General features: G+C 40.8%; 16 protein-coding genes, 2 tRNA genes and 3 rRNA genes. 9 read left to right on the top strand and 12 right to left on the bottom strand.

Annotation, left to right across the window (positions count from 1 at the left end):
- Window positions 1–17 precede the first annotated feature (17 nt).
- From ACN9MR_RS00105 to ACN9MR_RS00080, 6 genes are all read right to left on the bottom strand, one after another.
- Window positions 18–1,784, bottom strand: coding sequence for a S8 family peptidase (locus ACN9MR_RS00105; protein ID WP_426330208.1), 1,767 nt, complete (start codon window positions 1,782–1,784; stop codon window positions 18–20).
- 678 nt (window positions 1,785–2,462) lie between these two features.
- Window positions 2,463–2,574: ribosomal RNA gene (gene rrf, locus ACN9MR_RS00100) — 5S ribosomal RNA — on the bottom strand.
- An 82-nt stretch (window positions 2,575–2,656) separates the two neighbouring features.
- Window positions 2,657–5,533 (bottom strand): 23S ribosomal RNA (locus tag ACN9MR_RS00095).
- Between the two features lie 412 nt (window positions 5,534–5,945).
- A tRNA-Ala gene (locus ACN9MR_RS00090) sits at window positions 5,946–6,019 on the bottom strand.
- An 18-nt stretch (window positions 6,020–6,037) separates the two neighbouring features.
- Window positions 6,038–6,112 (bottom strand) — tRNA-Ile (locus ACN9MR_RS00085).
- A gap of 252 nt (window positions 6,113–6,364) precedes the next feature.
- Window positions 6,365–7,886: ribosomal RNA gene (locus ACN9MR_RS00080) — 16S ribosomal RNA — on the bottom strand.
- Together the 16S, 23S and 5S rRNA genes with 2 tRNA genes alongside form the textbook arrangement of a ribosomal RNA operon.
- A gap of 1,102 nt (window positions 7,887–8,988) precedes the next feature.
- Between ACN9MR_RS00080 and ACN9MR_RS00075 the strand changes: the two genes are divergently transcribed.
- Both ACN9MR_RS00075 and ACN9MR_RS00070 read left to right on the top strand, forming a co-directional pair.
- Window positions 8,989–9,945: a lipid A deacylase LpxR family protein gene (locus tag ACN9MR_RS00075; RefSeq protein WP_426327606.1), complete on the top strand. Its 957-nt coding sequence runs from the start codon at window positions 8,989–8,991 to the stop codon at window positions 9,943–9,945.
- Window positions 9,945–11,054 (top strand): acyloxyacyl hydrolase, encoded by a 1,110-nt coding sequence (locus ACN9MR_RS00070; RefSeq protein ID WP_426327605.1) that lies wholly within the window; start codon window positions 9,945–9,947, stop codon window positions 11,052–11,054. The genes ACN9MR_RS00075 and ACN9MR_RS00070 overlap by 1 nt, the downstream gene beginning before the upstream one ends.
- Here ACN9MR_RS00070 and ACN9MR_RS00065 read toward each other — a convergent pair.
- From ACN9MR_RS00065 to ACN9MR_RS00055, 3 genes are read right to left on the bottom strand one after another with little or no spacing between them, the layout of a single operon-like run.
- Window positions 11,051–11,410, bottom strand: a complete 360-nt coding sequence (locus tag ACN9MR_RS00065) for a CoA-binding protein (protein WP_426327604.1) — start codon at window positions 11,408–11,410, stop codon at window positions 11,051–11,053. The two genes, ACN9MR_RS00070 and ACN9MR_RS00065, sit on opposite strands and share 4 nt — an antisense overlap.
- A gap of 39 nt (window positions 11,411–11,449) precedes the next feature.
- The gene (locus ACN9MR_RS00060; protein ID WP_426327603.1) at window positions 11,450–11,917 is read right to left on the bottom strand and encodes a DinB family protein; all 468 of its coding nucleotides are present in this window, start codon (window positions 11,915–11,917) and stop codon (window positions 11,450–11,452) included.
- 33 nt (window positions 11,918–11,950) lie between these two features.
- Complete coding sequence (locus ACN9MR_RS00055; RefSeq protein ID WP_426327602.1) at window positions 11,951–13,492, bottom strand: NAD(P)/FAD-dependent oxidoreductase; 1,542 nt, start codon at window positions 13,490–13,492, stop codon at window positions 11,951–11,953.
- Between the two features lie 533 nt (window positions 13,493–14,025).
- Between ACN9MR_RS00055 and ACN9MR_RS00050 the strand changes: the two genes are divergently transcribed.
- The 5 genes from ACN9MR_RS00050 (at window position 14,026) to ACN9MR_RS00030 (ending at window position 16,996) form a co-directional block, all read left to right on the top strand.
- Entirely contained in the window at window positions 14,026–14,607 is a 582-nt protein-coding gene (locus ACN9MR_RS00050; RefSeq protein ID WP_039480897.1) for a LemA family protein, read from the top strand.
- Window positions 14,608–14,691: 84 nt separating this feature from the next.
- A complete protein-coding gene (locus ACN9MR_RS00045) occupies window positions 14,692–15,135 on the top strand; it encodes a TPM domain-containing protein (protein WP_029275650.1) in 444 nt (147 codons plus the stop codon).
- 3 nt (window positions 15,136–15,138) lie between these two features.
- Window positions 15,139–15,915, top strand: a complete 777-nt coding sequence (locus tag ACN9MR_RS00040; RefSeq protein ID WP_426327601.1) for a TPM domain-containing protein — start codon at window positions 15,139–15,141, stop codon at window positions 15,913–15,915.
- Window positions 15,916–16,015: 100 nt separating this feature from the next.
- Window positions 16,016–16,405, top strand: a complete 390-nt coding sequence (locus tag ACN9MR_RS00035) for a hypothetical protein (RefSeq protein WP_426327600.1) — start codon at window positions 16,016–16,018, stop codon at window positions 16,403–16,405.
- 42 nt (window positions 16,406–16,447) lie between these two features.
- A complete protein-coding gene (locus tag ACN9MR_RS00030; RefSeq protein ID WP_426327599.1) occupies window positions 16,448–16,996 on the top strand; it encodes an NUDIX hydrolase in 549 nt (182 codons plus the stop codon).
- A 58-nt stretch (window positions 16,997–17,054) separates the two neighbouring features.
- On the opposite strand, the gene ACN9MR_RS00025 is transcribed toward ACN9MR_RS00030, so the two are convergent.
- Both ACN9MR_RS00025 and ACN9MR_RS00020 read right to left on the bottom strand, forming a co-directional pair.
- A complete protein-coding gene (locus tag ACN9MR_RS00025) occupies window positions 17,055–18,068 on the bottom strand; it encodes a S41 family peptidase (RefSeq protein WP_426327598.1) in 1,014 nt (337 codons plus the stop codon).
- A 17-nt stretch (window positions 18,069–18,085) separates the two neighbouring features.
- Entirely contained in the window at window positions 18,086–19,858 is a 1,773-nt protein-coding gene (locus ACN9MR_RS00020) for a S41 family peptidase (RefSeq protein WP_426327597.1), read from the bottom strand.
- Window positions 19,859–20,071: 213 nt separating this feature from the next.
- Here ACN9MR_RS00020 and ACN9MR_RS00015 point away from each other — a divergent pair, with 213 nt between their 5' ends.
- Window positions 20,072–21,115: a sensor histidine kinase gene (locus tag ACN9MR_RS00015; RefSeq protein WP_426327596.1), complete on the top strand. Its 1,044-nt coding sequence runs from the start codon at window positions 20,072–20,074 to the stop codon at window positions 21,113–21,115.
- Window positions 21,112–21,831 (top strand): LytR/AlgR family response regulator transcription factor, encoded by a 720-nt coding sequence (locus tag ACN9MR_RS00010; RefSeq protein ID WP_426327595.1) that lies wholly within the window; start codon window positions 21,112–21,114, stop codon window positions 21,829–21,831. Before ACN9MR_RS00015 ends, ACN9MR_RS00010 begins: the two co-directional genes overlap by 4 nt.
- A 102-nt stretch (window positions 21,832–21,933) precedes the next feature.
- On the opposite strand, the gene dnaA is transcribed toward ACN9MR_RS00010, so the two are convergent.
- Window positions 21,934–23,364, bottom strand: a complete 1,431-nt coding sequence (dnaA, locus tag ACN9MR_RS00005) for a chromosomal replication initiator protein DnaA (protein ID WP_029275646.1) — start codon at window positions 23,362–23,364, stop codon at window positions 21,934–21,936.

Below are 23,364 nucleotides of genomic sequence, written 5' to 3'. Positions count from 1 at the left end.
CAATTGTAAACTGAAGACTATTTATACGTTTCGGCCAATTTAAGTGCATTGTAGGCATTAACAATACCCCCGCTAACACATATTTCGCTAAAAGGCGTTCTAACATTCTCACCCTTTTCATTTTTATATTTTACCTTGTGTGCTACTTTCGAAACAGATTTCATAATAATCTCTCTTATCTGCGCTGGTTTTAAATCTGGGTAATAACTTAAAATTAACGCCGCCAAGCCAGCCACAACCGGCGAGGCCATACTCGTTCCATCAGCTTCTTCGTATTTATTATCAGGAATGGTTGATTTGATTAAAAATCCAGGGGCAAAAACATCTACATTATATTTGCCATAGTTGGAAAAATCGGCTTTCAGGTTATCATCATCTTTATAGGCACTTGCACCTACTTCGATCCAGTTACTGGCATGAGGCAGATTAAACTTTGCTGAGTCGATTAGCGCAGGCTTTACTAATGTAGATCGGTCATAAGCTGGCCTCATACCCATTCCGTTATTTTGCGACATAGGCTTAGGTGGGGTAAAATCTAGTTTACTAGGTTTTTTATTGGCTTCCTTATAAGCTTCGGCCTCTTTACTATCAAAAAATTTATTAGGATAATTCTCTTCTAGATCATTATTTTGGTTATCGTTTCCGGCCGCGTGTACCAATAATACACCTTTAAGTTCTGCATATTTTACTGCCGAGTCTACTGCTTTTTTATCCCATTTGTAGCTTTTACCAAAACTCATGTTGATTACCTTAGCACCATTATCTACAGCGTATCTGATGCCATTAGCTACATCCTTATCACGTTCATCTCCTGTGGGTACCACCCTAATGGCCATAATACTCACATGATTGGCTACACCTAGAATACCGGCTGAATTTGTGCGATCTGCACCAATAATTCCCGATACATGTGTACCATGAAAAGCATCTGGGCCTTTTACATCATTGTTCCCATAATCTTTCTGATAAGGATTGCTATAATCATCGCCAACCAGTTCTGCGCGCATATCATATTTAGGGTTTAAGTTGTACTTCAGCATCGCATCGTATTGCTTGTAGCCCTCTTTTATGTTTTTATAAAATTTCTCGAAACTACCATCCTCTCTAGCACCCTTTCTGATGATTGTTTTTACCTGCTCTTCGGTTTCATCATCGGCTTTATACTGGTCAATATCCTCCATCGTCGGGATTTCTTTTTTATTGATCTTGGCTACAGAATCTAAAACTTTGTTAATGGCAATCAGAACTGAAAAAGTATTGCTGGCATCTTCGTATTTCTTACCGAAATCGCCAACCATTTTCTTATACAGTTTAAATTCTTCCTTTTGTGCACTGTCTAAAGGTGTCAAATTTGTTGTTGATTGATATTTAGGCGTATAAATCCTTAATAAACGCACCAATTCCAAATTATCAAACTCCAGGTTACCTTTTTTTGAACCAATGAAATTCCAGCCATGGATATCGTCAACATAACCGTTACCGTCATCATCTATTCCATTTCCGGGGATTTCTTTTTTATTTGTCCATAAAACATGCTGCAAATCAGGGTGACTGATATCTACTCCACCATCAATTACCGCTACAATAATGTTTTCTTTAGGCTTTTTATCTTTTAAAAGTTCACGATAAGCTTTCTCCGTACTGATACCGAAATATCCGTTTTCCAATAAATCGAGATTAAACCAATTTGCAGGGAGTTGTACATTCTTACTCTGAGCAAAAACACCAAAATTTAAGCACAAAATAAAAGCAAGAAAAGTTAATTTCTTAAGGTTCACATTCATCATCATAATATGTACGTAATACTACAATAATACGGTTTTATTACCTTGAGGCTGAAAGATTTTACATTTTTTAACATGGGTACAATAATCAATTTAGAGTAGCTACTTTAAGAGTAGACTAATCCTTCAATAATCGAGGTACTTTTATCACTAAGAAATTAATAACATTAAGAATGGTAAACTTAAATAGTTGTTTAACTGTCCTTCATTGTGGAGAAACATACTCTAATGTTGTGCTTAATCTGTTTGTTAAGCCTAATCCGGATGATTAAATATTTTGATGGTTTGGAGCGCAATAGCAGTAACATATAGGTTGGGTTCGGTCCTGCTCTCCACTGCAATCTTTTTGGATATCCGAGTTGATCAACAATATACCTTTACCCAAAAAGGATTTTCGCTGCCATCAGGGCTATTGAACATGGGCCAGTATTGTAAACTCAAGCGGGGATCAGCGTAATCTGCGGGAACAGGCCCTTAACTTTTCTTAACTCCTTAATGGTTAAAAAATCATTGTATGCCCTATTTATCACTAAGGAATTAAGGACATTAAGAATAGACAAGCTTAAACAATTCCTTAATCTCCATACATTAATGTTGGAAAAAATGAGCTGTACAGAACAGAATGGCCGTAAACGAAGAAAACCCTTCAACATTGCTGTTAAAGGGTTTCTTTTTAAGATCTGGCACCGACCTACTCTCCCACGTGTTACCGCAGTACCATCGGCTCTGGTGGGCTTAACTTCTCTGTTCGGAATGGGAAGAGGTGGACACCACCGATATAGGCACCTGAATTTCTTTAGATAAGCTATCTCGAGCTTAAATGACATATTATTGAAAGAAGTTATTATGAAGAACAAACAACAGTCTGTTTGCTTTGAAAGCTTCGGATGATTAGTACTACTCGACTGTGGTGTCACCACCTTTACATCTGTAGCCTATCAACGTAGTAGTCTGCTACGGTCCTATATGGAATTCTCATCTCGTGGCTAGTTTCGCACTTAGATGCTTTCAGCGCTTATCTATTCCCAGCGTAGCTACTCTGCAATGCCCCTGGCGGAACAACAGATTCACTAGAGGCTGGTCCAACCCGGTCCTCTCGTACTAAGGTCAGCCCCACTCAAAATTCCTACGCCCACAACAGATAGGGACCGAACTGTCTCGCGACGTTCTGAACCCAGCTCGCGTGCCACTTTAATCGGCGAACAGCCGAACCCTTGGGACCTTCTCCAGCCCCAGGATGTGACGAGCCGACATCGAGGTGCCAAACCTCCCCGTCGATATGAGCTCTTGGGGGAGATCAGCCTGTTATCCCCAGCGTACCTTTTATCCTTTGAGCGATGGCCCTTCCATGCAGAACCACCGGATCACTATATCCGTCTTTCGACCCTGATCGACTTGTCTGTCTCACAGTCAAGCAAGCTTATGCTATTGCACTCCGCGTACGGTTACCAAGCGTACTGAGCTTACCTTTGAAAGCCTCCGTTACCTTTTTGGAGGCGACCACCCCAGTCAAACTACCCATCAAACAATGTCTCCCCCATGAGGGGATTAGACACCGAATACAGAAAGGGTGGTATTTCAACGTTGGCTCCACGACGCCTAGCGACGCCGCTTCAAAGCCTCCCACCTATCCTACACATCCTGTATCCAATGTCAATGTTAAATTGTAGTGAAGGTGCATGGGGTCTTTCCGTCCCGTTGCGGGTACCCGGCGTCTTCACCGGGACCACAATTTCACCGAGCTCATGGCTGAGACAGCGCCCAGATCGTTACACCATTCGTGCAGGTCGGAACTTACCCGACAAGGAATTTCGCTACCTTAGGACCGTTATAGTTACGGCCGCCGTTTACTGGGGCTTCGATTCAATGCTTCTCCTTGCGGATGACATCCCCTCTTAACCTTCCAGCACCGGGCAGGTGTCAGGCCTTATACCTCATCTTTCGATTTTGCAAAGCCATGTGTTTTTGTTAAACAGTCGCCTGGGCCTTTTCACTGCGGCTGACATTGCTGCCAGCGCCCCTTCTCCCGAAGTTACAGGGCCATTTTGCCGAGTTCCTTAGCCATGATTCACTCGAGCACCTTAGAATCCTCTTCCCGGATACCTGTGTCGGTTTGCGGTACGGGTTTTTATAACCTGAAGCTTAGCGGTTTTTCTTGGAAGTCTGATTACCTGCGCTATCCGCTTACCCGAAGGCTTGCGGTACTATCGACTTTCAGCTAGATCGGCGGATTTGCCTACCGTTCTAATACCTACTGTCTTTAACGATCTATTCCGTCAGATCGCGGCAGTGTCACTACTCCGTCCCCACATCGCAGTTATAAAAAGTACTGGAATATTAACCAGTTGTCCATCGAATTTCCCCTTCGGGTTCTCCTTAGGTCCCGACTGACCCTGATCCGATTAGCGTTGATCAGGAAACCTTATCCTTTCGGTGGGCGGGTTTCTCTCCCGCCTTATCGTTACTTATGCCTACATTTGCTTTTCTAGAAGCTCCAGCACCCATTACCAGATACCTTCGCTGCCGCTAGAATGCTCCCCTACCGATATATTTCAATCCCATAGCTTCGGTGTACAGTTTAATGCCCGTTTATTATCCATGCCCGATCGCTCGACTAGTGAGCTGTTACGCACTCTTTAAATGAATGGCTGCTTCCAAGCCAACATCCTAGCTGTCTGTGCAATCGGACCTCGTTAGTTCAACTTAACTGTAACTTGGGGACCTTAGCTGATGGTCTGGGTTCTTTCCCTCTCGGCGCGTGACCTTAGCACCCCGCGCCTCACTGCAGACCATATTTCATAGCATTCGGAGTTTGTCTGGATTTGGTAGGATTTGACTCCCCCGCACCCAATCAGTAGCTCTACCTCTATGAAACTTAATGTCCACGCTGTTCCTAAAAACATTTCGGGGAGTACGAGCTATTTCCCAGTTTGATTAGCCTTTCACCCCTACCCACAGATCATCCGGAAACTTTTCAACGTTTATCGGTTCGGTCCTCCAGTACGTGTTACCGCACCTTCAACCTGTCCATGGGTAGATCACAAGGTTTCGCGTCTACCCCCTCTGACTATACGCCCTGTTCAGACTCGCTTTCGCTTCGGATCCGTGCCTGAAGCACTTAACCTTGCCAGAGAGGAGTAACTCGTAGGCTCATTATGCAAAAGGCACGCCGTCACACCACTTGGATGCTCCGACCGCTTGTAAGTACACGGTTTCAGGTTCTATTTCACTCCCCTGTTCGGGGTTCTTTTCACCTTTCCCTCACGGTACTGGTTCACTATCGGTCTCTCAGGAGTATTTAGCCTTACCGGATGGTGCCGGCAGATTCCCACAAGGCGTCTCCGACCTCGCGGTACTCAGGATACTGCTAGGCCAGCATTCTATACGTGTACCGGGCTATCACCGTGTATCGCTGGGCTTCCCATCCCATTCCACTTCTGTTTGCTGATGCCATGTTGCAGTCCTACAACCCCCACTTTGCCGTAACAAGGTAGGTTTGGGCTCTTTCCCTTTCGCTCGCCACTACTTAGGAAATCATTGTTATTTTCTCTTCCTCTGCTTACTTAGATGTTTCAGTTCGGCAGGTTTGCTCATTATATGTGACTAGTCTTCAACTAGCCGGGTTGCCCCATTCGGAAATCTTCGGATCAGTTCCTATTTGCAAATACCCGAAGCTTATCGCAGCTTATCACGTCCTTCATCGCCTCTGAGAGCCAAGGCATCCCCCGTGTACTCTTTATTACTTTCTTCTACTCATACGCCTTTTGCGCCGTATGGTATGCTTTTTTTGCTCTTGTCATGATGTCTCATACCTGTTGGTCGATTGCTCTTCCTTCAAGCGAGCACAAACACAACAGTCGCCTATTGTTGTTTGCTCTTCTTTTTTAACTTCTTCCAATATGTCAAAGAACTTTACCAAGGTTAAGGTAGAGGGTATAAAGGCTGGGGGTTTCATTGTCCCCGGCCTAAGCCTTTAGCTTATCCTAGTTAGTAAAAAACTGCGGTCTCGAACCGTTTCAGATGTTTTCTTAGTTACATCTGTGCCCCGTGGCGTTTCTTCTTAATCTTTATGTCAATGTATATCACCGATCCCGGTAATCTCTGTAATGCCGTGTTTTTTGAAAGCTTTCAGCTTTGGTCTTTAAGCTTTATGCTCAAAAGTGGAGAATAACGGAGTCGAACCGTTGACCTCCTGCGTGCAAGGCAGGCGCTCTAGCCAGCTGAGCTAATCCCCCAAAAGGATCTTCAATGTGTAGTCCCGTCCAGATTTGAACTGGAGACCCCTACATTATCAGTGTAGTGCTCTAACCAGGCTGAGCTACGGGACTTTGCTTTTCGGCAGCATCTGTATGCAGTATATAGTATCTTACCGCTACCGCTTTCCTTTGCTAACCTCAGCTGATCTCCGTTATGCTGTTGCCATTAGGCTATTGCACACCGTTTCTTCTGGGTGTTTCTTTTTTCTCTTGTGTCTTTTAAAGTAACCGGCATCAGGACTGTCTGCATTTCAGCTTTGGTCTTTCACCTTTTACCTTATTCGAAATATCATGTTGCGTGGCGAGTAGGTGAGTCTACTCCAGAAAGGAGGTATTCCAGCCGCACCTTCCGGTACGGCTACCTTGTTACGACTTAGCCCCAGTTATCGGTTTTACCCTAGGACGCTCCTTGCGGTTACATACTTTAGGTACCCCCAACTTCCATGGCTTGACGGGCGGTGTGTACAAGGCCCGGGAACGTATTCACCGCGTCATTGCTGATACGCGATTACTAGCGAATCCAACTTCATGGGGTCGAGTTGCAGACCCCAATCCGAACTGTGAATGGCTTTGTGAGATTCGCATACCGTTGCCGGCTAGCTGCCCTCTGTACCATCCATTGTAGCACGTGTGTAGCCCCGGACGTAAGGGCCATGATGACTTGACGTCGTCCCCTCCTTCCTCTCTGTTTGCACAGGCAGTCTGTTTAGAGTCCCCATCATTACATGCTGGCAACTAAACATAGGGGTTGCGCTCGTTGCGGGACTTAACCCAACACCTCACGGCACGAGCTGACGACAGCCATGCAGCACCTAGTTTCGTGTGATTGCTCACTCATTTATCTCTAAATGATTCACTAACTTTCAAGCCCGGGTAAGGTTCCTCGCGTATCATCGAATTAAACCACATGCTCCTCCGCTTGTGCGGGCCCCCGTCAATTCCTTTGAGTTTCACTCTTGCGAGCGTACTCCCCAGGTGGAACACTTAACGCTTTCGCTTAGCCGCTGACTGTGTATCGCCAACAGCGAGTGTTCATCGTTTAGGGCGTGGACTACCAGGGTATCTAATCCTGTTTGATCCCCACGCTTTCGTGCCTCAGCGTCAATAAGACCATAGTAAGCTGCCTTCGCAATCGGTGTTCTGAGACATATCTATGCATTTCACCGCTACTTGTCTCATTCCGCCTACCTCTAGTCCATTCAAGCCCATCAGTATCAAGGGCACTGCGATAGTTGAGCTACCGTCTTTCACCCCTGACTTAACAGGCCGCCTACGCACCCTTTAAACCCAATAAATCCGGATAACGCTTGGATCCTCCGTATTACCGCGGCTGCTGGCACGGAGTTAGCCGATCCTTATTCTTCCGGTACATTCAGCTATCTACACGTAGATAGGTTTATTCCCGGATAAAAGCAGTTTACAACCCATAGGGCAGTCTTCCTGCACGCGGCATGGCTGGTTCAGAGTTGCCTCCATTGACCAATATTCCTTACTGCTGCCTCCCGTAGGAGTCTGGTCCGTGTCTCAGTACCAGTGTGGGGGGCCATCCTCTCAGATCCCCTAGTCATCGTCGCCTTGGTGGGCCGTTACCCCGCCAACTAGCTAATGACACGCATGCCCATCTCCGTCCCATAAATGTTTGATCATTGCACTATGCAGTGCTGTGATTTTATGCGGTATTAATCCGGATTTCTCCGGGCTATCCCCCAGATGAAGGTAGGTTGCATACGCGTTACGCACCCGTGCGCCACTTTCTCATCCAGCAAGCTGGATGATATCGTTCGACTTGCATGTATTAGGCCTGCCGCTAGCGTTCATCCTGAGCCAGGATCAAACTCTCCATTGTAAAATGTGTTGTAAGATGCTGACCAGTTTTAACTATTGTTAAAAATAGTCTTCTTTTTTTGTTATGTTGTCTGTTAGACACCACCTTTAAAATAAAGCTACGTAATCATGTACTTTGATCGGTACTCCATTACCTCGCTACGCTACATTGACATCTCTTTTAAGAACTTATCGATCTGGTAAACCTCACGGCCGATCGTTATATATCGTTAAACTTCAGTTACGGAAAGTCTTGTTCGTCCCTCCTGTGTTTCTGTTTATCTCAATCTTTTTTCTGTTACCTTTCCGGCATCCGCCGTTCCGGTTTTTCCCTTTCCTTTCGGTTGGGAGTGCAAAGGTAAGGATCTTTTTCTAACTTCCAAATAAAATAAATTTTATTTTATTTGTCTTCTTTTTCTTCCTGTCCCCTTATTTCAATACGCTGATGTTGACCAGCTTTCCGTCCTTCCGAACCGGGCTGCAAAGGTAGCAATCTTTTCTTCATCCGCAATATTTATTTTAAAATAAATACCGCTCTCCTTATCCCTGTGCCGTCCTTTCAACAAAACCCTTCCTCCGAAGCGGGATGCAAAAGTAGGAAAAATTAACACTATTGCAAAGATTTTTAACAGATTAACCGAAGGATTGAGATAACTCCATGGTTTTCAACAGGAAAAAATGTTGTTAAGGACAAAACTTTTTGGAAGAATAGCTGTTTAATGTTGTCCTGTAAATATTGCAGGTTTTAATAACGTTCAGAATCCGGTTTAATAAAAAGATCCTGAAACAAGTTCAGGATGACGGATCTGCTGGATAAACGCACTAAACTTCCGAAGTTTCGCTTGCACACAGCCCTTAAAACTTCGGAAGACCCTGCAAAATAAACCCGATAGCAGCGGAAAACCCGAAGGTGAGGAACGAGCCAAGGCTTTGAAGCGGATAGCGGGAACAAACATATATCATAGTACTGAACCTGCTTTGCTGAAAAAAAAGAATGTATACTATATAGTATAGGCCAACCTTATATATAAGAAGCAAATAAGTCGAACAACTATCCTATCGAAATTTTGAACAATAATTAATACTTTTATGGCTTTATTAAACCATCCAAATAAATGAAGCTGATGCTCAAACTATACCTTTCTCTGCTATTTATCGGCATAGCAGAAATCGGTTATGCGCAAAATTATAAAAACGAGCTTGTTATAATCTCTGAGAACGATGCTTACATTGATATTACCAGCGATCGTTATTATACAAACGGTGCTTTTATTAAATATAGGCATGCCCTGAATGGGGAGCATTTAAAAGAAGGCAGAAGCAAAGAGATCATTGGTTTTGAGCTTGGCCAAAAAATATACAATCCGTATTACAGTTTTGTACCAAACCCTGCCCTACACGACCGCCCTTTTACCGCATACCTTTATGGCGAGGCAAATTATAGTCGGTTTTACGCAAATAAACAGATGCTTAAGGTTTCTGCGCAGATTGGACTTACCGGAAAAGATGCTTTGGGTGAAGAGTTTCAAAAAGCATTTCATAAACTGGTAGGTCAAAATCAGATTGAAGGATGGGAATACGGTTTAAACAGCGAACCAACATTAAACCTAGGGGTAGAGTACAATAAGCTTTTAGTGAGCACAAACAATAAAATATTCGATATTACGGGAACAACTTCAGCAGCAGTTGGTAATGTGATTACAAAAGCAAATCTAGGTGCAATGTTCCGCTTGGGTAGATTTAATGACATGGATGGTTCATCGGCTTTTAATAGCTTGGTGAGCAACAACCATCCGAACAAAGCGCAGCGCAAATATGAACTTTTCCTTTCGGTTAGCCCTCAGCTGCATGCTGTTGCTTTCGATTCGAGTTTGCAGGGCGGATTATTTTTGAATGATAAAGGGCCGATCACCTTTAAACCCAAACCTGTTGTTTTTACCACACAGGTAGGTTTAACCTTCGCCATTGCACGCTGGACAGCCAATTATACCGCTACTTTTACTTCGAACGAAGTTAAAAACAGTGCCACGGGCTACCGTTATGCCTTTTATAGTCTTGCTTACCGTTTTAGTAAAAGCTAATGAAAAAACAACTACTCTCTTTTATTTTCGTTATTACGGGCTGCGCATTTGCTAAGGCTCAAATTGCGCCCGAAAATCACTCGATTATTATTAAACCCATATTTGGTACACATGTAAATAATGACCAGGGTCATCTGTTTCAGGATCAGATTACCGGATTTGACGCGGCATATTTTAAAGACATCAGCCAGAACAGCGATAAATGGATTGGATTTGGGGGTGCCAAATCTTATGGGATCGGATTTGTTTTTAGAGATCTGAGCAAGCTGAAAGGTTCAAAAGATACTTCGTCCAATGCTTTTGGGCAGATATATGGCTTAGTGGCACAGATGGATTTTCAGTTATTCAAAGTTGGAAAAGCTAAATTTAATTTTACGCCAGGCGTTGGCTTGGGCTACACGAACAAGTATTACTTTAATAATACCAAAAACCGATTTTTGGGAAGCCCGATTAATGAAACCATTAAAGCAGATTTAGGAATGGAGCTACCAATGGGCAAATACACCGATCTACTGGTAGGTTTAGGCTTTCTACATGTATCAAATGGAGGGGCAACTGTTCCAAATGGAGGTTTGAACACCGGAAATATTTACATCGGACTTAAACTAAACAACCCAAAAACATTAACTGCTGAGCGGAAAAGCACCTACACTACTTTACAACGTAATTCGATTGAGCTTAGTGCGGGTTTAGGCGCAAGGGGCATATTTGGCGATAGAACAAAAAGTTTATACAAAACTGGGTTATACGCAGGTTACAATTTTTACCTGAATGATGTAATGTCGCTTAAGGCCGGTGCGGATGCTGTTTATTATTATACCGTATTTGACCCGGATAATTATGGGGGAACTTTCCAAAACTACGGAACTTCTTATGATAAATGGCGCACCGGGATCAGTATTGGTGCTGATATCAACTTATGGCGCGTAACCGTTGCGGCTCAGATTGGGAAATACATTCACTACAACAGATTGATGGATAAAGCGACCTGGTACTGGACATTCGGCCCTACTTTTAATATTACGCCGCACATTGGCTTACAGGCAAAAACCTATATGCACTTTGCACAGGCAGACTATGTAAACTGGGGCGTGGTATATAGATTTTAATATTGACCTGTGCTTAACAAGACCAAAGTACAGGCTTCAACAGGTTCGATATTGTGCTGATCCAATAATTTTTCCAGCTCATAATTTTCAGTTCCTGGATTGAAAATTACCCGTTTGGGTTTTGTTGCCAGGATGTAATCATGATATTGCGCTTGTAGAGCTGGGCCAATATATAAAGTTATGGTATCTATATCGGTATGGATCTGATCGGGTTTTTCAATTTCTACGCCTGCAACCTCTCCTTTTTTTATGCCCACGTTAACAATTTCATGGTTGAAGCGCCTGAGCATATTGGCTGCTTTATAAGCATATCTGGACGGGTTTGGCGATGCGCCGATAATAAGTGTCTTCTTCATAAAGGTGATTCCAAAGATTTATTGACTACAGATTAACTATTAAAACTTAGAAAGCAAAGCAATTTGACCAGAATGGTAGGCATGGTGCTGCGCTAAACCACTTAAAAGCTCTGCATTGGTTACGCCTGTTACCAACGCCGGGTTCCGCTCACTCTTTACTTCATCATTCCATTGGTTATTTTTTATGCTTTCGCACAAGCGGATGAGTTCTTCATTAGCAATCTTAAAATTAAAGATAATGCGCTCCCACGCCTTAGGCGTTCTACTTTCTGGCACTGGCCAATCGCCCATTGCGGGTTCTGCAGCAGGTTTTCCGCTCAGTCTTGAGGTAACTTCTTCTGTCCAAGCAGTTAAATGCAGGGCAATTTCGGCAATAGAATGCGCCCCTGGCACAAAATGGCTAAACGCACTTTCAGGATTAACGTTATTTAAAGTTTGCATTACATGGTTACCATGCCAGGCATCACCATTAAATGCCTTTTTAATTTCGTTCGTGATATTAAACATACCAAAACAACAATTGGAGCAATATAAAGTTTGTTAAGATGCGTTTAATATTGCATTTACACAGTTAATTCCATCTATTGCTGCCGATACAATTCCACCAGCATAACCTGCGCCTTCTGCGCAAGGATACAAACCTTTTACCTGAGGGTGCTGGTAAGTGTCTTTATCTCTCGGAATTCTGACCGGTGATGATGTTCTACTCTCTACCCCTACCAAAATAGCTTCATTTGTATAATAACCTTTAATCTTTTTTCCAAACAAGGGGAGCGCCGCGCGTAAGCTACCTGATACAAAATCGGGCAAAATATTATCCAGCATCGAACTTTTGGTACCCGGCAGATAGGAGTTCTTCGGTAGATCGATCGATAATTTATTGTTCACAAAATCAACCATGCGCTGGGCCGGGGCTACCAGATTCCCACCACCGGCCTCAAAAGCCATTTTTTCAATCTCCGATTGGAAATGCAACATTCTAAGCGGATCGTACCCCTGAACATCATTTAAGGTAACCTGAACCACCGTTCCGGAATTGGCATAAGGATTATTCCGTTTAGATGGCGACCAACCATTTACCACGATCTCATTTTCGCCTGTAGAACAAGGCGCAATAATGCCTCCAGGGCACATGCAAAAAGAAAAGACCCCACGGGTACCAACCTGCTCCACCAAACTGTAGTATGCGGGAGGTAAAAATTCCGATCTAATATCGCAATGGTATTGGGCTGAATCAATAATTTCCTGAGGATGTTCAATCCGTACGCCTATGGCAAATGGCTTTGCCTCAATCAGGATATTTTTACTGTTCAACAATTCGTACACATCTCTTGCAGAATGACCTGTTGCCAGGATAATATCATCTGCGAACAACTTTTCTTCAAAATTGATCTCAATTCCTTTTACTTTCCCGAATTCGATCAAAATATCAGTCATCCGGCTATCGAACATCACCTCGCCACCAGCATTCAGGATCGTATCTTTTATGGAGGTAATAATATGCGGAAGTTTGTTGGTACCTATATGTGGACGGGCATCAATAGCAATATCAGCTTCTGCCCCATGATTTATAAAAACCTGGAGCACTTTATTAATATCGCCCCGTTTATTGGATCGGGTATACAGTTTACCATCTGAATAGGTTCCTGCCCCACCTTCACCATAACAATAATTAGATTCGGTATTCACTAAACCTTGCTTATTTATGGCAGCCAAATCTCTCCGGCGTTGTTTTACATCTTTACCACGTTCGATAATAATGGGCTTTAATCCATTCTCTATACACTGCAAAGCTGCAAACAAGCCCGCCGGGCCAGCCCCGATAATAATCACAGGCTTCGCGTCGCTTACATTTTTATAATTAATGGTGTATACTTCGGGAGTGGCTTCTTCATCTACAAAAACTTTTACCTGTAAACGAAAAATCACCCTTCTGGAACGAGCATCGATCGATCTTTTCAGGATTTCGTAGCCTTTAATTCTTGTTTCGGAAAGTTTTAACCCTTCAGCAAGTTTCTGCTTAATAACTTCAGTCTGCTCAACCTGATCAGGGAGCAAAGTAATTTCGATGTCTTTTTGCATATCATGTCAGGTTTTTATCCCGAACAGTACAAAGATAAATATCTGATAGCATATTTGATGATTTCAGCATATGAATAAAAACTTTTAGCAGACTAAAGTAATGCTTTTATATTTTTTGGAAAGCAATTGCAGTGTTTCATTGGAAACTAAAGTCCCGCTCTCCCTTCTGCCCCAATGAAAACCTGTGAAACAAGCAAGCACACAATGGCATAATAAAAAAGCAGTGCTTAATCGGGGGCATCCGTTCGATCGGGTTTAGATGGCGGCTTTGTTGCTACTATGCCGGTTTTCTGTGCCACAGTCCAAAGTTTTTAGCCCCGATCGGAGCGGGCACGAAGTAGAGCGAAGAGCGGGAGCAAACATTAAAAAAAGCGAATGACCTTGCGCTTCAAAACAAAAACATCAGTTTAAACATTACCCTAAGCTTGTCAACCTGTCAGATAAATACCGAAACTGTAACAAAGGCATGCAATTTGATATCTAATTCGTAAATTGAGCATAATTCAATTGATTAAAAAGAAAAAACCATAAAAATGAAAAGATTAATATTTGGAATTCTTGCTGCAGTTATTGCAGTTAGCACTTTAAGTTCATGCGGATACAATAGCATGGTTAAACTTGATGAGAACGTTAAATCGAAATGGGGAACAGTACAAACCCAATATCAAAGAAGAGCAGATTTAATTCCGAACTTGGTAGCAACAGTAAAAGGTGCAGCGAAATTTGAGCAGGGTACTTTAACTGCTGTAACAGAAGCACGTGCTAAAGCAACGCAAATGACAGTTAAAGCAGACGAATTAACGCCAGAAAATATTCAGAAATATCAAGCTGCTCAAGGTCAACTGAGCCAGGCTTTGGGTAAATTATTATCGATTACCGAAAATTACCCTGAATTAAGGGCTACACAGCAATTCAGTGATTTATCGGCGCAGTTAGAAAGCACCGAAAATAGGATTACCGTTGCCCGTAAAGATTTTAACGATGCTGTACAAGAGTATAATGGCAAAATCAGATCCTTCCCTACCAATTTAACAGCTGGCATGTTCGGCTTTAAACCTAAAGGGTATTTCGAGGCCGATGCTACTGCAAAAGATGCCCCTAAAGTAGAATTTTAATATTCTCAACACAATATATGAGGGTAGTGAATGTTTTATTAACTAAACATTTATTACCCTTTTTACTTCATACAAAATAAGCACATGTCGTTATTTTCAGATATTGAACAAGAAAAAATAGCAAACGCGATCTCCGATGCAGAAAGAGCAACTTCTGGAGAAATTAGGATTGCTATTGACAAACATTGCGCAGGCGATCCATACGAAAAAGCTATAGAGTATTTTACCAAGCTGGATATGGACAAAACAGCCAAAAGAAACGGAGTACTGATTTACCTGGCACATGCCGATCATAAATTTGCCATTATTGGCGATGTAGGTATTAACCAGGTAGTACCTGAAAATTTTTGGGAAACAGCTAAAATAGCGATGACTGCACACTTTGCAAAAGGCAATTTAGCTGATGGCATTATTGCAGGCGTAGCATTGGCCGGAGAAAAACTTGCCTTGTTCTTCCCTCCTCAAAAAGGCGACATAAATGAATTGCCAAATGATATCGTTTTTATGGACAATCTAGAACAGAAATAAGCGATGAAGAAAATATTCCTTTTCTCGTTACTGAGTCTATTATTCACTTTTGCCTTTGCACAGGATTTTCCGGAGAAACCTAACACTTTGGTTAATGATTACGCTAATGTGTTATCAACCGATCAAAAACAGCAACTGGAAACTAAATTAGTGTCTTTTAATGATTCGTCATCAACACAGATTGCCATAGCGATATTAAAATCTGTAGGCGATTATGACATTAACGAATACGCCGTTGAGCTGGGCCGAAAATGGGGAGTTGGGCAAAGTGGCAAAAACAACGGTATTATGATCGTTGTAGCCGTCGGCGATCGAAAAATTTCTATTCAAACAGGTTATGGCTTGGAAGGTGCGCTACCCGATATTTATGCCAAGCGTATTATTGATAACGACATTAAACCCAATTTTAGAGCAGGAAATTATTATGCAGGCTTAGATGAAGGTACTACTTCGATTATAAAATATACCAAAGGTGAATATAAAAATGATAGCCCTAAAACTTCTTCAAAGAAAGGTGGCGGAGGTGGTAGCATTGTGATTATTATCATTATTGTAATCGTCATCCTCATCATTATGAGGAAGGGCGGCGGGGGAGGCAGCGAAGTAATTGGCGGTCGGGGTGCATCTAACGCTTTGTTCTGGGCTATGCTTTTTGGAAGCGGTGGTGGCGGCCGAAGCAGCGGTGGCTGGGGAGGCGGTTCTTCTGATGGAGGCGGCGGTGGATTCGGTGGTTTTGGCGGAGGAAGCTTTGGCGGTGGCGGAAGCAGTGGAAGCTGGTAAACATAATTGGTTATTGGTCATTGGTCATTGGTCATTAAGTTAGAATTTGTCTCCTTTTGAACGTTACAACTTTCCAACAGATTAAAACATTACAACAATAATGTACAGAAGAGATTTAATTACAGCAGAAATACAGAAACTTGCACAGGTTTTGGCTCGGATTATGGGCTTAAAGTTAGAAGGCAAGTTGGCCGAGGCCAATCAACTTTTTGACGAAACTATGGAAGGCGGCTTTCAATTACCAAAAGAAATTCTGGAAAATGAATCGCTTTCCGTTTTTGAAAATTGGTTAGCCGAAGGAAACCTCCCTCCCGAAAAGCTCGACTCTCTGAGCGAATTCTTATACTACGAATTAGGTACAAGCCCCGATAGAAACCAAATGATTGCGCCAAAGCTGAATTTAGTCTATCAATACCTGTCAGATCGACACAAGATTGTACATTTGGTAAACTTGCACCGTCAAAAAACCATTCAGCAGTACCTTAGTTAAGCGTTTGCAGTTTGGAGTAATTCAATTAAAATAAATAAAATAATGATTATAGAGAAGTGGCAAAAGCTTGCCTCTAAATATTTAGTAAAAGAAAAGTGGGCTACCTTACGGGTAGATGAAGTTAAACTTCCCGATGGTATTGTAAAAGACGATTATTATGTTTTGGAGTATCCGAACTGGGTTAATGCGATTGCGCTCACAGAAGCAGGAAAAATAATTATGGTACGCCAGTACCGCCATGCGGCCGATATTGTTTCACTTGAAGTTCCAGGTGGTGTAATTGATGGCGATGAAGCACCTGAATTTGCTGTTAAACGTGAACTTTTAGAAGAAACAGGCTACAGTTTCAAAACCTGCAAACTTATTGCCGAGCTCTATCCTAATCCTGCAACCTCCAATAACAGAACCTTTACCTACTTTTTAACAGGCGGTGTTAAAACGCACGATCAGCATTTAGATGAGCATGAAATATTAAATGTTGAAGAATATACTGTTGAGGAGGTAAAGCAACTGATTAAGGAAAATAAAATAGCCCAGGCATTACATGTTGCCGCTTTACTCTATGGATTAGCTGAATTAGAAAAAATTTAAACCTATCTTAGCCAAAACGAAAAGCTCCTTAACCCAAATAAATTAAGGAGCTTTTTTATTAGTGAGTGGTTTTGCTACCTAATACTCCGTAAGCTTTTTCGAGGTATAATTTCTTATCGTTTTCTTCGTTTCCGGTAAGCTGACCAATTTTGATATCACCTACTAATCCTTCTCCGACGTTAACGTATTGTTTTAAGTTCCTGTCGATGGTAACACCTTCAGTTAACACTAAAAATGCACCATCACTAAGTTTATGTTCCTGATTTGCCGAAGTTAATCCATTCGTTTTATTCCCAATTATGGTAACATTTTTCTGGCCTACGAAAGATATAGCAGCAAATTCGGCGCTACTGGCAGTTCTTTCATTTATCAATAACACCAGATTAGGATTCTGGATTTTTATTTTATGGGTAGTTAGTTTAAATAGATAAACAGCTTTTTTGTTTTCGAATAACCTATCAGCTTTAAAATTAAAAAAATTGTTTTTCCCATTTCTATCCATCCAGCCGATCACGTTAGATTGATCAAGCAATGGAGCAATTGCCGCATACATTGGCGCAAACATTCCGCCTTCGTTATCCCGCAGATCCAATATCCATCCTTTAGGTTTTTGACCTGAAAGTTTTGACAGCTCTGCTCTAAAATTATTTACAAATTCGTTCCACTCATCCATATTATAACAATAAAATGCCGGTAAAACAATATAAGCATAGCGGTTTGCTAAAAATGCCGTCTTTATTTCAGGGAAGGGTATTCCAGTTGCACGGTAACCTTTCACATAAGATGCTACAGTTTCGGGCGGAAAAAACCTGGAATGCGAATCGCCTAGTTTTTCCAGTACGTCATTTATAATGGGGTAGGTTTCCCTAATATATTTTAACTTTCCAATCTTTTGTGCAACCTTAAGATCAATTTTATTCCAATCCATTTTGCCACTATTTATGGATCTGTTCTTTATAATCCGAAGCGCATTATCTACGTAAATTTTAATGCTGTCTCTGTTTTGAATCTGTACCACTGCGTTAACTTTAAGGCCAACCAACAGTAATAGTGATAAAAAAATCTTTTTCATAATTATATTTTAAGAAGTTACTGAACTGATTTAATAGCAAATTTGAGCTGCGTATCCATATCTGAGAGAATATCTTCAATTTTTGGTTTAATTATTTTATTGATCTTCACTCCTTTTCCCTGTGCAGGCGTTCCATCCGGATAATAAATGGCATTACCTGTAAAATAGATATTGTAATTTCCTGGAATGTTAATCTGTTTTTCATCGCCATCTGCTCCCGCCGATTGCTCGCCAATGGTAGTCGCGTTAGGAAATATGTGTTGCAGACTCATGCTGTACCATTCTGATGCACTTTGTGTTTGCGCATTAACTATAATGCACACTTTACCTTTATAGCTGAAACCATCTGTAGTTACGTTATCTGGATAGCAAGTAATTGTATTGCGGATAACAGTAAAGCTTCCAAGGTTTTGGGTATCAGCCTGAAAGTACTGCGCAAAAAGGTTATTCTGTTTTGAGAATTTTTTATAGATGTAGTGAAAAACAAAACCACCCCAATGTGGATATCCCCTCATATCGAAGATCATTCCTTTTTGTTTTGCAGCTAAGTTTAAAATAGAATCCATTTTTGCATCCAAATGATCGTCATGTACATTATTTAACAACTCGTGTATTTTATCGATATTAAAATAAGCGATTTCATTATCCATCACCCGAAATGGCAAAATACTTTCCGCCACCTTCAATTTGGAATTCATGTAGCTGTTGATCGCCTTAATAGCTACACCATTTTTTGTGGTTACAAAAGCTACCGAATGCACTTTTTTCTTTCCCGATGAATAAATAGTTAAACGAAATCGCGAAGAATCACCGCTCCACATCAAATTGGTTATGTAATTGTTCAATTTATAAAGCAGGGTATTCCGGTTCGAAGCAGAAAGCAGTTCTTTGAGACCGTCGATCAGTTTGCTTACTGCTACTCCATTAACCGCCATGATTAAATCACCAGTCTTAATGCCTGCTGCTGTACACAGATCTGGAACAATAATTCCCTTAACCAGTATTTTGTTGTCGATAATCTGGTAGTCGAAAGGAGGATAATAACTGTTTTTAAAGATTTCCTTTTTATAAATTAGGTCATTATAAAAGCGGTTGTAGGCATGAGTATCGTTTAGTTTGGCCACAATTTTAAGAAGCAGCACTTCATAATCCATACGGGTAGCACAGTTTTTAAACAGCAGGATATTATTCTTCACTGTTTGATCCCAGCCTTTATTCATTAAACCTTTATGTGGATAGAGATAATCGATTACTCCCTGTAGCCTGGCCAACGCTAATAGCCTCATGCCCAGAGGCAGGTTTATTGAATCCGGGAATTTGTATTTCCGCTCATTGGGGATTTCTGAGGTGTAGTTAAGGGTTGGCACATAATATTTCCCAACGGTATCGCGGTGCGTATAAATTCCTAATAGTTCATTCTTCAGTTCAGCATTGATCAGCGCATTCTTCAAGTACCATTTATGTAACGGATTAACTTCCAAAACAGGTAGATTAGTATCTTTCAGATCCTTTTTATCATTACCCAGATCAGTAATCATCCCCTTCAAAAATGTATTCAACTCAGCCTTACTACTAATATTATCCAACAAGCCCAGATTTTTCATAAAAACAGCATCTGCATCCTTTTTTCCACTCGCAAATTGTGGATGATAGTATTTCAGGAAATTCCATGTTTTAAAAAAGAGAAAATATTTCTCGGTTTCATTTATGGGTTGTGCACCAGCATGGTAAAAAGCACACATTAGCAATAAGGTATAAAAACAGCATTTTAGTTTAAATAGATTTCTCATTCCCTGATGATTTAATTTTCTCCAAAATTGACAGGAAAAGAAGATAATAAAGGATGTAATTGATCAAACCTAAAATTTCATTGCTGAATACCCTTTTTAGTCCAAAAAAGGTTAAGACATGATAATTCTGACTTTGGTATATAAAATTCAGGGTTTTATACTTTTTAAAGTGTTCTTATAGGGTGATTATATTATTTTTAGCAAATTTCGGAAATGAAGAAAGCGTATTTCATATACTTACACATTGGCTATTGGCTCATTTTATGGCTAAAAGAGTTTTTATTTGGTTTTCAAACCTACAATCTTAACGATTTAAGTTTTGCAACCATTGTATCAACTTTAAGCGTTAAGCTTATTGTGCTTTTTTTTTCGGTATGCATTTTCTACGCCAATTTTTTAGTATTGGTACCAAAACTGGTCAGGACAAAAAAAATTATACTTTACATAGTAGCACTTTTTATTCTGTTCTCCCTGCTGGCTCCCATCCATAAATATGTATATGCAACACTGCTCCCGCAAAAATTCGGTTGGTACTCTTATGTATATATAGATAAGCTAAATTTTTGGTTATCATTCCAAACGTTACTGTTCGAAAACTATGTATACATTTTCTTCAGCATAGCTATAAGTTATGTTGGCGAATATTTTGAGACACAGAAAAAGCAACAAGAACTGGAGAAAGAACAAGCCATAACAGAATTGGCTTACTTAAAATCGCAGATTAACCCGCATTTTTTATTTAATACCCTGAACGATATTTATTCATTAACCTACCAAAAAGCAGAGATGGCACCCGAAGCGGTATTAAAATTATCGGAACTGCTAAGGTACATGCTTAAAGAGAGTAACGACAGGTTTGCTTCGGTTGAAAGGGAAATCAACTACCTGAAAAATGTGGTAGAATTATTCGAAATAGGGCAAAAAGGTAGCGCCTATATCGATCTCGAAATTAATGGGGATTATAAAAACAAGAAAATTGCACCCCTGATATTGATCAATTTTATAGAGAATGCCTTTAAACACGGAATTGTAAGTGACCCTAAAAACCCGGTAAGGATTAAACTTTATATCAATGAAAGCGATTTTGATTTTGAAGTTTTCAATAAAAAGAATAAGGATTATAAAGATAAAACCGGTGGTATAGGGCTCACCAACGTACAGAGAAGGTTGGCATTGATTTACCCCGATCGGCATAAGCTCGAAATTATTGATGAAAATGATACTTTTACCGTTCACCTGAATATAGAAAACATATGATCCGTTGTGTAGTTGTGGATGATAAGCCGCTTGCTATCGATATCCTGAATGATTATATCAGTAAAATTCCGGGCCTAACGCTTGCTTTTAGCAGTACCAACCCATTAGAAGCTTTAGAATATGTGATGAAAAATGATGTAGAACTCGTTTTTCTGGATATACAGATGCCGCAGCTCAACGGTGTACAGTTCATGAAAATTGTGAACGAAAAATGCCTGATTATCCTGACTACGGCTTATGCAGAATACGCATTGGATGGGTTCGAAAACAATGCGGTTGATTATCTCCTTAAGCCGGTATCTTTTGAGCGCTTTTATAAAGCTGTACAAAAAGTTGTGCGCCATTTCAGTTTAACGGGACCAGCGCAAGCAAGCATCACTTATCAGCCTCCAGAATCCGAAAATGACTTCATCTTTGTAAAAACTGAATATAAATTGGTCAGGATAAATACAGATGATATCCTTTTCGTAGAAGGCATGCAAAATTATGTAGCTATCCAGACTAAAACAGATAAAATCCTGTCGCTTCAAAGTATAAAGAAAACTGAAGAACAGCTCCCCAAAAAGCAATTTATCAGAGTACATAGATCTTTCATTGTTGCGGTAAAAAAGATAAATAGTATCGAAAGAGCAAGGATATACATTGGCGATGCTGTTATTCCTTTTGGCGATCTGTACAAAGAAGATTTTTATAAACTAATAGAGGGCAAAAAGTAAAGGCCAGATAAATACCTGGCCTTTATTGTTAACGCATAAACTTTTGAACATAAACGAAAGATTTTATTTAAACCCTTCTATCTTTCCGTTCCTGAACTTAGTTTAGCTCATTTTTAATTTCTTTTGGATATCGTGTACGTAAGCCTTAAACTTTTTATCAGTATCAATTAAATCTTCTACCGTTTGGCAAGCATAAATTACAGTACTGTGATCGCGGCCGCCGAAGAAAGCACCAATCGTTTTCAAAGATGATTTAGTATGGCTTTTAGAAAGGTACATCGAAATCTGGCGTGCCTGAACAATTTCGCGTTTACGTGTTTGCGATTTTACCATATCAACAGGAACCTCGAAATACTCACAAACCAATTTCTGAATATATTCCATTGAAATTTCTTTAGAAGTATTTTTGATAAAGTTCTTCAACATTTGCTTAGCAAGCGCTAAATCGATTTCTTTTTTATTCAAAGTGGCTTGTGCCAAAAGAGATACCATAGCCCCCTCTAACTCACGCACATTGTTATCAATGTTGTGTGCCACATATTCTACCACCTCGCCTGGTAACTCAATACCATCAGCATACATTTTCTTTCTTAAAATAGCTATACGCGTTTCCAGATCAGGAATCTGTAGATCTGCAGATAAACCCCATTTAAAACGGCTTAACAAACGCTCTTCCAAACCAGCTAAATCTTTAGGTGCTTTATCAGATGTTAAGATTACCTGTTTGCCTGATTGGTGTAGGTGATTAAAAATATGGAAGAAAATATCCTGTGTTTTTTCCTTACCTGCAAAGTTGTGTACATCATCCATAATGATCACATCCATTGCCTGGTAAAAGTTAACGAAATCGTTAATGGTGTTGTTTTTTAATGAATCTACAAACTGCTGGCAGAACTTCTCACAGCTTACATAGATTACCAACTTATCTGGCATGCTGCGTTTAATCTCGTTACCGATTGCCTGCGCCAGGTGTGTTTTACCCAAACCTACTCCACCGTAAATCATTAAAGGGTTAAAAGATGTACCTCCTGGTTTAGCAGCTACAGCGTAACCTGCAGAACGTGCCAAGCGGTTGCAATCTCCCTCAATATAATTTTCGAAAGTATAGTTAGAGTTTAATTGTGGATCAACATTTAATTTTTTTAATCCAGGGATAATAAAAGGGTTTTTAATATCCTTATTAATGGAAACCGGAATCGGCATCGATTGTACCTTTGCCTCCGCTCCATTTCCATTTGAGGGCATATTGGTAGTATAAGGATTACCGCTGTTTGATGATTTATCTACAACGATGTTATATTCCAACCTGCCATCCTCTCCAAGTTGTTTTTTTACAGTCTTGCGCAGCAAGCCTACATAATGTTCTTCAAGCCATTCGTAAAAGAACAAACTTGGCACCTGTATAGTTAAAACCTTACCTTCCAATTTAAGGGCTGTTATTGGCTCGAACCAAGTTTTGAAACTTTGGCTCGGAATGTTATCCTTAATAATTTGAAGACAGTTCTTCCATACTTCTGTACAAGTTTTTTCCAT

The organism is Pedobacter sp. R-06 (assembly GCF_049913135.1).
Taxonomy (GTDB): Bacteria; Bacteroidota; Bacteroidia; order Sphingobacteriales; family Sphingobacteriaceae; genus Pedobacter.
Note: the sequence above shows the minus strand (reverse complement) of the source record. Positions and strands in the feature narration are given on the sequence as shown.

Coding starts and splice junctions, on each gene's coding strand:
- ACN9MR_RS00030 (WP_426327599.1), top strand. CDS start 16,448: ATGATTATAGAGAAGTGGCAAAAGCTTGCCTCTAAATATTTAGTAAAA.
- ACN9MR_RS00035 (WP_426327600.1), top strand. CDS start 16,016: ATGTACAGAAGAGATTTAATTACAGCAGAAATACAGAAACTTGCACAG.
- ACN9MR_RS00040 (WP_426327601.1), top strand. CDS start 15,139: ATGAAGAAAATATTCCTTTTCTCGTTACTGAGTCTATTATTCACTTTT.
- ACN9MR_RS00075 (WP_426327606.1), top strand. CDS start 8,989: ATGCTCAAACTATACCTTTCTCTGCTATTTATCGGCATAGCAGAAATC.
- ACN9MR_RS00045 (WP_029275650.1), top strand. CDS start 14,692: ATGTCGTTATTTTCAGATATTGAACAAGAAAAAATAGCAAACGCGATC.
- ACN9MR_RS00055 (WP_426327602.1), bottom strand. CDS start 13,492: ATGCAAAAAGACATCGAAATTACTTTGCTCCCTGATCAGGTTGAGCAG.
- ACN9MR_RS00010 (WP_426327595.1), top strand. CDS start 21,112: ATGATCCGTTGTGTAGTTGTGGATGATAAGCCGCTTGCTATCGATATC.
- dnaA (WP_029275646.1), bottom strand. CDS start 23,364: ATGGAAAAAACTTGTACAGAAGTATGGAAGAACTGTCTTCAAATTATT.
- ACN9MR_RS00050 (WP_039480897.1), top strand. CDS start 14,026: ATGAAAAGATTAATATTTGGAATTCTTGCTGCAGTTATTGCAGTTAGC.
- ACN9MR_RS00020 (WP_426327597.1), bottom strand. CDS start 19,858: ATGAGAAATCTATTTAAACTAAAATGCTGTTTTTATACCTTATTGCTA.
- ACN9MR_RS00105 (WP_426330208.1), bottom strand. CDS start 1,784: ATGAATGTGAACCTTAAGAAATTAACTTTTCTTGCTTTTATTTTGTGC.
- ACN9MR_RS00060 (WP_426327603.1), bottom strand. CDS start 11,917: ATGTTTAATATCACGAACGAAATTAAAAAGGCATTTAATGGTGATGCC.
- ACN9MR_RS00025 (WP_426327598.1), bottom strand. CDS start 18,068: ATGAAAAAGATTTTTTTATCACTATTACTGTTGGTTGGCCTTAAAGTT.
- ACN9MR_RS00070 (WP_426327605.1), top strand. CDS start 9,945: ATGAAAAAACAACTACTCTCTTTTATTTTCGTTATTACGGGCTGCGCA.
- ACN9MR_RS00065 (WP_426327604.1), bottom strand. CDS start 11,410: ATGAAGAAGACACTTATTATCGGCGCATCGCCAAACCCGTCCAGATAT.
- ACN9MR_RS00015 (WP_426327596.1), top strand. CDS start 20,072: ATGAAGAAAGCGTATTTCATATACTTACACATTGGCTATTGGCTCATT.